This is a genomic window from Dehalococcoidales bacterium, from assembly GCA_035529395.1.
In the GTDB taxonomy this organism is placed as follows: Bacteria; Chloroflexota; Dehalococcoidia; order Dehalococcoidales; family Fen-1064; genus DUES01.
This window is the reverse complement of sequence record DATKWT010000131.1, coordinates 1-9209: the sequence shown is the minus strand read 5'-3', so window position 1 is coordinate 9209 and position 9209 is coordinate 1. Positions and strand designations below refer to the sequence as shown.

Annotated in this window: 9 protein-coding genes and 1 tRNA gene; 5 read left to right on the top strand and 5 right to left on the bottom strand. The window is 52.4% G+C overall.

Annotation, left to right across the window (positions count from 1 at the left end):
* Window positions 1-60: 60 nt before the first annotated feature.
* Genes VMW13_08570 through VMW13_08560 form a run of 3 tightly spaced genes read right to left on the bottom strand, consistent with a single transcriptional unit; the run spans window position 61 to window position 2371 of the window.
* Window positions 61-327 carry a lipoyl domain-containing protein gene (locus tag VMW13_08570; GenBank protein ID HUV44867.1) on the bottom strand — a complete coding sequence of 89 codons (267 nt, stop codon included), beginning with the start codon at window positions 325-327 and terminating at the stop codon, window positions 61-63.
* Between the two features lie 40 nt (window positions 328-367).
* Entirely contained in the window at window positions 368-1375 is a 1008-nt protein-coding gene (locus VMW13_08565; protein HUV44866.1) for a transketolase C-terminal domain-containing protein, read from the bottom strand.
* Window positions 1376-1402: 27 nt separating this feature from the next.
* Window positions 1403-2371, bottom strand: coding sequence for a thiamine pyrophosphate-dependent dehydrogenase E1 component subunit alpha (locus VMW13_08560; GenBank protein ID HUV44865.1), 969 nt, complete (start codon window positions 2369-2371; stop codon window positions 1403-1405).
* 603 nt (window positions 2372-2974) lie between these two features.
* On the opposite strand from VMW13_08560, the gene VMW13_08555 reads away from it, so the two are divergent.
* On the top strand, window positions 2975-4036 hold the full coding sequence (locus tag VMW13_08555) for a zinc-binding dehydrogenase (GenBank protein HUV44864.1): 1062 nt from the start codon (window positions 2975-2977) through the stop codon (window positions 4034-4036).
* A 39-nt stretch (window positions 4037-4075) separates the two neighbouring features.
* Window positions 4076-4525 carry a VOC family protein gene (locus VMW13_08550; protein HUV44863.1) on the top strand — a complete coding sequence of 150 codons (450 nt, stop codon included), beginning with the start codon at window positions 4076-4078 and terminating at the stop codon, window positions 4523-4525.
* A gap of 178 nt (window positions 4526-4703) precedes the next feature.
* On the opposite strand, the gene VMW13_08545 is transcribed toward VMW13_08550, so the two are convergent.
* Both VMW13_08545 and VMW13_08540 read right to left on the bottom strand, forming a co-directional pair.
* Entirely contained in the window at window positions 4704-5678 is a 975-nt protein-coding gene (locus VMW13_08545) for a hypothetical protein (GenBank protein ID HUV44862.1), read from the bottom strand.
* 387 nt (window positions 5679-6065) lie between these two features.
* Window positions 6066-6141, bottom strand: a tRNA-Trp gene (locus VMW13_08540).
* 683 nt (window positions 6142-6824) lie between these two features.
* Here VMW13_08540 and VMW13_08535 point away from each other — a divergent pair.
* The 3 genes from VMW13_08535 to VMW13_08525 form a co-directional block, all read left to right on the top strand.
* Complete coding sequence (locus tag VMW13_08535) at window positions 6825-6989, top strand: hypothetical protein (protein ID HUV44861.1); 165 nt, start codon at window positions 6825-6827, stop codon at window positions 6987-6989.
* Between the two features lie 12 nt (window positions 6990-7001).
* The gene (locus VMW13_08530; GenBank protein HUV44860.1) at window positions 7002-7781 is read left to right on the top strand and encodes a hypothetical protein; all 780 of its coding nucleotides are present in this window, start codon (window positions 7002-7004) and stop codon (window positions 7779-7781) included.
* Window positions 7782-8162: 381 nt separating this feature from the next.
* Window positions 8163-9209 (top strand): NAD-dependent epimerase/dehydratase family protein (locus tag VMW13_08525; protein ID HUV44859.1); only part of this gene is annotated, 1047 nt, incomplete at its 3' end.

Sequence of the window (9209 nt, the reverse complement as noted above, 5' to 3'; positions counted from 1 at the left end):
ATCGAAACCAGGCTCACACTCAGTGGACGTACCGCCGGGGGTCCGGTTCAGATGACGTCCTCACTTGGACCTGGCTTTTTCGTACTCCTCATCGGAATCGGCGATTATGCCAATCAGTTCTCCGACGGAGATTCTATCATCTGAGACTTCGGTGATGATGTGCAGGATGCCGCTGTGGCTGGCCTCCAGGTCATAGCTGCTTTTTTCCGTCTCCAGGATAGTTATCACCTCGCCTACCTCAACCCTGGCGCCCTCGCTGGCCAACCATTCGGTTATCTCCGCATCATCTATCTGGGCCCCAAGATTGGGTATCCTCACTTCGTGCATGTTCCGGTATTAGCTCCTCTCTTTCGGCTGATATTGCTCCTTACACCATCTCCTTGACAGTGCTCATTATGGTCTCCATGGTGGGTACAAGCTCCGGACGGTTGACCAGTGGCAGGTTCCACCCGGCCAGGCGCCTGAACGGGGCTTTGAGCGACGGTATCAACTCAGGACTGTGTTCGCTTATTCTGAACAGTATCTCTCCGGCAAACCCGGCACGCTTCATCGCCTCGTGCACGATGAGCAGACGGCCGGTCTTCTTGACGGAGTCGACAATCGTGTCTACATCCAGGGGCACTATTGTCCTCAGGTCGACGACTTCTGCGCTGATACCCTCCTCGGCGAGGTTATAGGCCGCAGCCAGGGCATTATGTACCTGGAACGAGTAAGTCACGATAGTGATGTCCGTCCCTTCCCGTTTGACGTCCGCCTTGCCCAAGGGTATCAGGTATTCCTCATCGGGAACCTCCTGCACATTGGCACCGCGCTCTATCTTGCCGTCCTTGTGGCCCTGGTAGAAGTTCCAGGCATGGTCCCAGACCATTACCGGGTTGTTATCCCTGATTGCCGACTTCATCAGTCCCTTGACATCGTAGGGTGTGGACGGCATGACTATCTTCAGGTAGGGTGCGTGGGCGTAGAGGGACTCCGGCGACATGCCATGGTCATTATCACCGTCTCCAATCGGACCGGCGATGACACCGTATATAGTTGCCGGAATATCACCGGGAACGTATCGGCCGACGCTCTTGCAGCCCAGCTTCAGGAACAATCCGTCAAAGGCACACAGGCTGAAACCGGCATTCATGTAGATACCGATAGGCCGAAGTCCCCTGTAGGCAGCCCCGATGGTCATACCGGCAATAGCCAGCTCACAGATGGGCGTGTCTTTAATTCTATCGCCGCCGAACTCATCGTATATATCCCGGGTCTGACCATGGACATCGTTCATGGATATGATGTCTTCTCCCCATATCACCACCTTCTCGTCCCGGCGCATCTCTTCTCGAAACGCCTGATTGAGAGCTTCAATATATCTAATCTCGGCCATTTGTCTTCTCTCCTTACCTATCCTATCCTATAATCCGTCGATTGCACTGGCCATGAAGTCCTCATAGGACGACGGCACCGCCATAGACTCGACTTCCTCGATGGTGGTATTTATCTCTGCTATTACTTCCGCCTCCAGTCTGTCAACGTCCTCCTGGGACAGAACGCCGAGTTCCATGAGCTGTTTCTCATACCGCATAAGCGGGTCATACTTTTGCCAGTCCTGCGCCTCGCCCTTGGGACGGTATATCTGCGCGTCCCCCTCATAGTGTGCTCGCATTCGCCAGGTATCAGCACAGATGAGACTCGGCCCCCCACCGGCGCGGCATCGATCGATATGCTTCTTAGCGACAAGGTACATATTGAGCATGTCATTGCCGTCGACAGTCTCGTGCGGCATTCCATAACCGGCACCCCTGACAGACAGGTCCTCGATGTTGTAGGACTTGCGCCAGGAGGTACCCATACCATACTTGTTGTTCTGGATGACGAAAATTATCGGCAGTTGCCAGGCCGCAGCAACCACCATCGCCTCATGAGTGGGTGCCCGATTGCTGGCCCCATCTCCCTGTATGAAGACAGTCACGTCGCCGGTCTTCTGGATGACGTTGGCCACGGCCGCGCCGACGTACCTCACCGAGGCTTCTCCCAGTGTGCCACTGCTGCCCATCGCACCGAGTTCCGGCGTGAATATGAGCGGGTGCTCGGACCTTCTCCCCAGGCTCTGGGCAATCGCATCCTTGAGAGTGAAGCCCGGCTTGGCGAAGTGGCAGAAGTACGTCCGGAAATTGGGGTGAAAGCAGTCGGTCTCAGTCAGGTTATTAAGGATAGCTATCGGGATAGCTTCCTCCCCGGGACCCCTATGACCGCTTCCTCGACCGGTAGCCTTGCTCTGGATAGCAAATATCTCCGCCTCCCCCCGCCGGGCAGTGAGGAGGTCACGATACAGCTTGAGCAGTACCTCTTTCGATGGTAGTTCCAGTGATGGTGCTTCCATGTCTTTCCGTTCCTCCTTGAATAAATTATCGCACCTATGTTGCTGCTAAGGGTGTGAGTGGCAGTAGTATCTAGTTGTACAAATCCGCGCAAAATTCAGATTCTGCGCCACTGAAGCCAGTGGCGTGTCACCCTGAGCATAGCGAAGGGTCTCACCCCACGGAACATACTAGCTGGTATTTCTGCAACTGAGTAGTAGCCTCCCGCCAAACAGCAGGTTCCAGGCTTTAAGGTTCTCTCCGTTAGTATACAATGACGTCTGATACCACTGCTATTGTCTGCCTTCTACTCGTCCTTTGTCAAGACACGCCCCGGGAACAGGAAAAGCTCACAATATTGGACGAACCAGGCACTGGTAAGTACAATGGGCTGGTGAAGCCAGTGAGTATCGACCTTTGACTTTTCCGCATCCGGAACATGGCATCGGGCAAGTAAATGGTATATCATATCCCCATGCTTCCACCAGGTTCTTTAGTCCGGTCAGTGATTCCACCCGCAATATCTATGGGTACAGCCACAGTTCCAACAGTGGAATGGGGAATTACATACAGGAACAAGTTAGCGGGTTAAATAGGCCGCAGGAATCAGGAAACAGGAGGATACTATGAAGGCTTGTGTCGCCACGGGAGAAAAGAGACGTATCGAGTGTAAAGAGATACCAATACCGACAGTAGAGCCTGGATGGCTCTTGCTGAAGACGAAATACGCGTGTATTTGCGGTAGCGACCTTGAGTATCTTGACGGCTCTTTCGGAATGATTAGTCAAGGCGTTACACACCCGGGAGCTATTATGGGACACAGGATGGCTGCCGAGATGGAAATTGAGGAGTTACCTGCTTCATCAGGCATGATTATACGTCCGGACTCAATACCGGGGCACGAATTCGTGGCTGAGGTGGTTGAAGTGGGTGAAGGAGTCAGCGGTTGGTCGGTGGGAGACCGTGCCATACCGTTTGCAGGCAGACCGAATCCACTTGGGCCGGCAACACCAGGTTACGAAACTTATAAATGCATGGCGGAGTATTTTGTTTCTGCCCCACTTGGCATAATGAAAGTACCCGACCATGTTTCTGATGAAGAGGCGGTGTTTGTGGAACCACTCTGCACCGGTAACGGCGCAGTGGCAACCGCCGGAGTAAGGCCGGGACAGTCGGCGGTAGTCATCGGTGCAGGTAAGATTGGCTTGCTGGCAGCGATGGCAGCCAGGGTAGCCGGTGCGGCACCGGTAATCAGCGTTGACCTGGTGAAATCACGCCTGGACAAAGCCCTCGAGGTTGGAGTTGATGCCGCTATAAATGCCAACGAAGTCGACGTTATCTCAGAGGTGGTAAAGTTAACCGGGGACGGTCCTGATGCCATTCTCATTTGTGTTCGTGATGGCAGAGTATTGAACCAGGCGGCCGAGATGGCAAAGCGTGGAGGGTCTTCTATCGTACTGGCTGGCTTTGTCTCACCGATGGAAGTAAACCCGATGCTATGGACAGTAAAACAATTGAAGATTTTTGGTATTCTGGGCGGTAATATGTCAGATGCAATGTACCTGATTTCTCACAAACAGATTGCCCCAAAACCACTGATTACCGAGATTATACCCTTTGATGATTGCCAGAGAGCAATTGATTCGGTTTACAGCGGCGAAAACATAGCTGTTCTCTTGAGGCCATAGAGCAATAATTTATGCAATAGCAAAAGGAGACCTATTCCCATGACAAAATCTGAAACCCACAAATTCACACTGGAGACGGTTGACCACATCGGTATCGTGGTCAGGGACTGCGAGAAGGTTATCGAGACCTGGGGACGGATGTTCGGCATTGGCCCCTGGACTTTCACTACTAATACCGGTACTGATGCCGAGGGGAACCCTATAGAAGTGAAGCTTGCCTTCGCTTACATGGGTGACCTGGAGATTGAGCTGATAGAGATTAAAAAGGGCAAGATTCTTCACTCTGAATTCCTTGAAGAGCACGGAGAGGGCCTGCACCACCTGGGCTTTTTCGTGGATGACGTAGATGGGGAAGCGGCCAAGCTGGTAGAGCAGGGGGCTGAAATCATAATACAGAGGCCGGGCCAGTGGATATACCTGGACAGTGGCGGGCCCGGCGGTGTTATCTTTGAGCTTATGCAAAGGCGGGGAAAAATAACAGGTCCTTAACTGCTAGCGGACCCCCAAAACCCACCAGTACAGGATATCGTAGAATCCTTAACACCGGACCCCTTGAAGATAGCGGCCCCTATCCTTAGGATAGGGCCTATCCTTAGGATAGGGTAGGGGCCACCTCAGGCTCTCTATACCGGAGCCTGAGAGATTCGTGTTAGCAGAACGACACTATTTATAGTTGATAGATAACACAATCTGCCAGGATAATGTTTGTCACGAAGCCGTTGTACCTGCCCTGTATTGTCAAGCCCTGGCCTATTGTCAATCGTTTCAGCTCCGGCACGTCCTTCCTCTCAAATTTAAAGTCGATATCTCCCAGAGGATGGGGTTCGCTGCCAGTCAAGGCAACATAGTACTGGTCAACAGTATCTTTGATTATGATACTGGCCACCACACCGGTCACCCGAAAGACTCTGTCCTTGAATTCATCATGTCCCACCATTCCATAGCTCTGATAAGAAGAGCATAGTTCCGAGACGGTTACTTCTGTTATTGTCTCAGAGTCTTCCCTCCCCCTCGACTTATTCTTTACTACTGGCTCGGGTACCGATTCCTGTTCTGGCTCAGCCTCGGGTGCTGCTTCGGCCTCAACCTCCAACGTCTCTTCTACCTCTGCTACCGGTTCAGGCTCGGGCTCTTCTACAGGTGCAGACTCCTGTGTTGGCTCAATTTCCGTCGCTACCTCGACGCTGGAGCCAACAACCGGTGATGGCGGTACATCCGCAACGGATTCGGCTTCTTCCTCAAACGTGTCCGATTCCGCATTCTCTGCCAGCCCATCTGTTTCCGCTGTTTCCGACGGCGCCAGCTCGCTTATCCGTTCCGCCTTGACTTCCTGATAGGTCTTTGACATCTGCTGAAAAGATCCGGAAACCAGTGGGTGTCCACACCACCGGCAAGCCCAGTCCCTGGTTCTCATAGTGGGTGAATCGCAGTTCGGGCATTTTGCATTCTCTGTCGGCACATCTGTTTCCGCTGTTTCCGACGGTTCCAGCTTGCTCATCCGCTCCGCTCTGACTTCTTGATAGGTTTGTGGTATCTGCGGAAAAGACTCGGAAACCAGCGGGTGTCCGCACCACTGGCAAGCCCAGTCCTTGGTTCTCATAGTGGGTAAATCACAATTGGGACATTTCGGATTTTTCGCCATCCAAGCACCTCCAGACATTATGTGCCGACTACCATAACCTGCCTTTTCCCACAAACTCCCTGGTCTGTCGTCCTGACATCACACCCATTCTTTCCTCCTGCAGCAGACAGATTACCAGGTGGACGAGTTGTTCCCCTATAGCTACATAATATGAACTTACGACCGGTTTGTGTCAAGCGGGAGTTGGTACACTTCGTCTAAATTTTATCAAACTCACTTGTTACATTGACTGTAGCTGTACATCCATGTTGTTGATGGTTTGCAGAAGGCGGCCGTGAAGCGACTGGATGAAGTACTGAGGCCGGAAGTGGCAGATAATCAGTATGTCGGCAAGAGATGTGGAATAGCAGGTACCAGGCAATGTCGGGACCCAGCGATTGTGAAATCTGGCAGGAGTGGGAGGACTCGAACCCCCGACCGGCGGTTTTGGAGACCGCTGCTCTACCAACTGAGCTACACTCCTATTGAAGCTAAATTACTGTGTTATGGCACTCATTTTCCCAAAGTTGGCGACATTTTGGCGACAGAATTATTAACTACCCCTTCCGGCAGTACTTCGTCTAACAGCGCCATAGCATCCTCTTGCATACCCTCTATTATATGGCTGTAAACATCCATTGTAAAGGCTACCGAGTTGTGCCCCAAGGCTTCAGAGATAACTTTGGGCTTTGCTCCACGTAGTAGCATCAGACTGGCGAAGGTATGCCTCAGGTCATGGAAGCGAACACCCGTTAGTCCCGCTCTACTGGCGGTCCTACCGAACTCATGAGACAGCACGGAAGGGTCAAGCGGCCTACCGTCCGGATGAGCGAACACCAGGCTATCAAGAGTAGGCGGCTGGCCTAACTGCCAGGCAAGTGCTTCCCTTTCGGCCTGGTATTCTCTCAGGTACAGGGCCAGCTTCGGCGTTATGGTGACACGTCGTCGGCTGTGGCTTGTCTTTGGTTCCTTGAACTGGCATACTGAGGTGGTCCCCGAAATTTAGACAGGTAGCTAAGAGTGAGGTAGGATGGGGAAAATGGACACCAAAGTTAAGTAAAATAGAAAGACGGAGGTGTCAGAATGAAAGGGATTCCATAAGGAAGGTACACGAAGGAGTTCCCAGAAGAAGCGGTAAAACTGGTAACGGAGGAGAATATATCCTCATTGGAGATAGCCAGTAGTCTGCTCAGGTCGGCACGGGACATTCTGGGGTCTAAGGATATGATATTAAGACCATTCAGGACTATTCCGTTCCTGCTAGTCTTTGTTGCGATTCTGCTCGCGGTGATGCTGATACTCGTTGGCGCGGAGCCAACTGAAGCAGGCTGACCGGGTTCCGTCGTGCTGACCGTGGATGTCAGCCCTGTTGATATGGGCGTGGTTAAGTTATTCGATACTGAGGCCGGATTCTACCCCACCTCCGCTCCTATATTTGAAAGTGAAGTCATTCTGGAGGCAGTACCTGCACCTGGCTACCAGTTCGATGGCTGGACGGGTGATATAACCAGTGAGGACAATCCATTCACTCTGGTGATGGACTGTTCCAAGTTTGTCACCGCCAACTTTTTTCTGATCAAGTATACCCTTATTGTAAATATCAGTAGCAATGGCTCTACTGAGCCTGCAGTCGGCTCCCACGAGTATATCCCGGGAAGCCTGGTTGATGTCATCGCAACCCCCGATATCAACTGGCAGTTCGCTGGCTGGACAGGAGATGTGACCGACCCGACTTCAGCAACCACGACAATAATTATGAATTCCGATATGACTGTTACCGCTGACTTCTCCCCGATAGTGCATACTCTGACCATGGGAACTGATGGTAGTGGTTCCACTGAACCCGCAGTCGGCCCTAACGAATATCCCCAGGGAAGCATCGTTGATATCGTTGCAACCCCCGGTAGGGGCTGGAAATTCGATAGTTGGACAGGGGACGTGGCTGATCCGGCTTCAGCAGTGACCACCGTGACTGTTACCGCTGACATGGAAGTTACGGCTCTCTTCCGGCGGTCCTGGCTCGTATGGTGGCTTGTCGGTGCTGGAATCGTTGTCCTCGTGACTGCCATATCTGTGTGGATCACCGTACGTCGCAGTCGGGCAAGAGATGACTCCGCAACATAAACCCAAAGTGAACTGGTGCTCAAATTGACCTTCACTCTAAAAACTGTACTGGCCATTACGAGAGAATCTTAATTTTCCAAACATTGCTCAGTGACCTGCCTCCAGTAGTTGTACTACTTCCTGCCTCGTTACCATAGTTATGACCCTCACCCCGAAAACTGATTCAGCCAGAATGTTAGTTTTGTGGGTTACCGAGTACGAGTGGCTCGTCGAAAGGGTTAATGCAAGGCTTTGAAAGGGAGGTTGACAGCCGCATGCCACGGATGTACTATTGCCGACAAGGCAATGAGGGCCGGGATGCCTCATGGCCAGTTGATATGGGGAATGTCGGATTATTCACGAAGATAAACAACAAGATGTAGTGTAATAAGGAGGATTACTATGCCAGCGATTCCCAAGGGCGGTACGGTTGCCGTCACCGGTGCTGCCGGTTTCATTGGCGGCTGGGTCGTTCGAACACTACTTGACAAGGGTTATCGTGTACGAGCCTGTGTTCGCGATGTCGATGACGCTACCAAAGCAGATTTTCTTAAAGCTATGCCAGGATATGTCACCGGCCGTTTAACACTGCATTCGGCCAACCTAGATGACGCCGGTTGTTTTGACGGTATCTTTAAGGGGTGCCACGGCGTCGCCCATGTCTCCCATATCAGTAACTATGGGGATCAGGACTACGTCAAAATGGTCTGTGATCACATCGCAGAGAGCGTCAACAATGCTGAGACCGTGTCGCGTGTTATTGTCACCTCCAGCGTCGCGGCGGTGGTGTCCGAGAGTAATATTTCTGAGATGGTTAACCGCCCGGTCATTTACGAGGACCGCTACCCCGATGATTACAATCCTCGACGTTCAGGTTACTCCATCGGCAAGGTGCAGGCGGAACGGGCATTTGCCGAGGCGGCTGAAAAGAACGGCAGGTGGGATGCCATCAGCTGCTGCCCGGGTGATAACGTGGGTCCGATACAGTCACAGCACCAAAAAAACACGGGGCCCTGGCAACACCTGATCGAACTGATGTTACTGGGTGAGTGCAATCCCGCGGTGCATGGCTACCGTCCCTGGCACACTGTCGATGTACGTGATCACGCGGCATGCCAAGTCGGTCTTCTGGAAAGTGTCTTCGTTAAAAACGGAGAACGTTACATCGCATACTCAACTGACCGGATAGACATTGAGGACGTTTGCAGAAGTATCGACAGGCTGCTCCCTGAACTCGGATACGCGACACCTGAGCTGACAGAAGATCTGGATGAGGAAGCCCTGCGTCGGTCCAGCGAGCGACGGGCGGTTTACTGGGGCACCGATCTCCGTAACGACCGCATTCGCTCGGTAGTACCCATTACTTTTAGGTCATTGGACGATTCCATTCGAGATTGCGTCGAATCGCTGCTGACTGTCGGGAAAGTAAACCCTGTTCTAAGACCGGGG

Bases quoted from the DNA above. Each gene is read 5' to 3' on its own strand.
- VMW13_08570 (HUV44867.1), bottom strand. From the start codon at position 327: ATGCACGAAGTGAGGATACCCAATCTTGGGGCCCAGATAGATGATGCG.
- VMW13_08565 (HUV44866.1), bottom strand. From the start codon at position 1,375: ATGGCCGAGATTAGATATATTGAAGCTCTCAATCAGGCGTTTCGAGAA.
- VMW13_08560 (HUV44865.1), bottom strand. From the start codon at position 2,371: ATGGAAGCACCATCACTGGAACTACCATCGAAAGAGGTACTGCTCAAG.
- VMW13_08555 (HUV44864.1), top strand. From the start codon at position 2,975: ATGAAGGCTTGTGTCGCCACGGGAGAAAAGAGACGTATCGAGTGTAAA.
- VMW13_08550 (HUV44863.1), top strand. From the start codon at position 4,076: ATGACAAAATCTGAAACCCACAAATTCACACTGGAGACGGTTGACCAC.
- VMW13_08545 (HUV44862.1), bottom strand. From the start codon at position 5,678: ATGGCGAAAAATCCGAAATGTCCCAATTGTGATTTACCCACTATGAGA.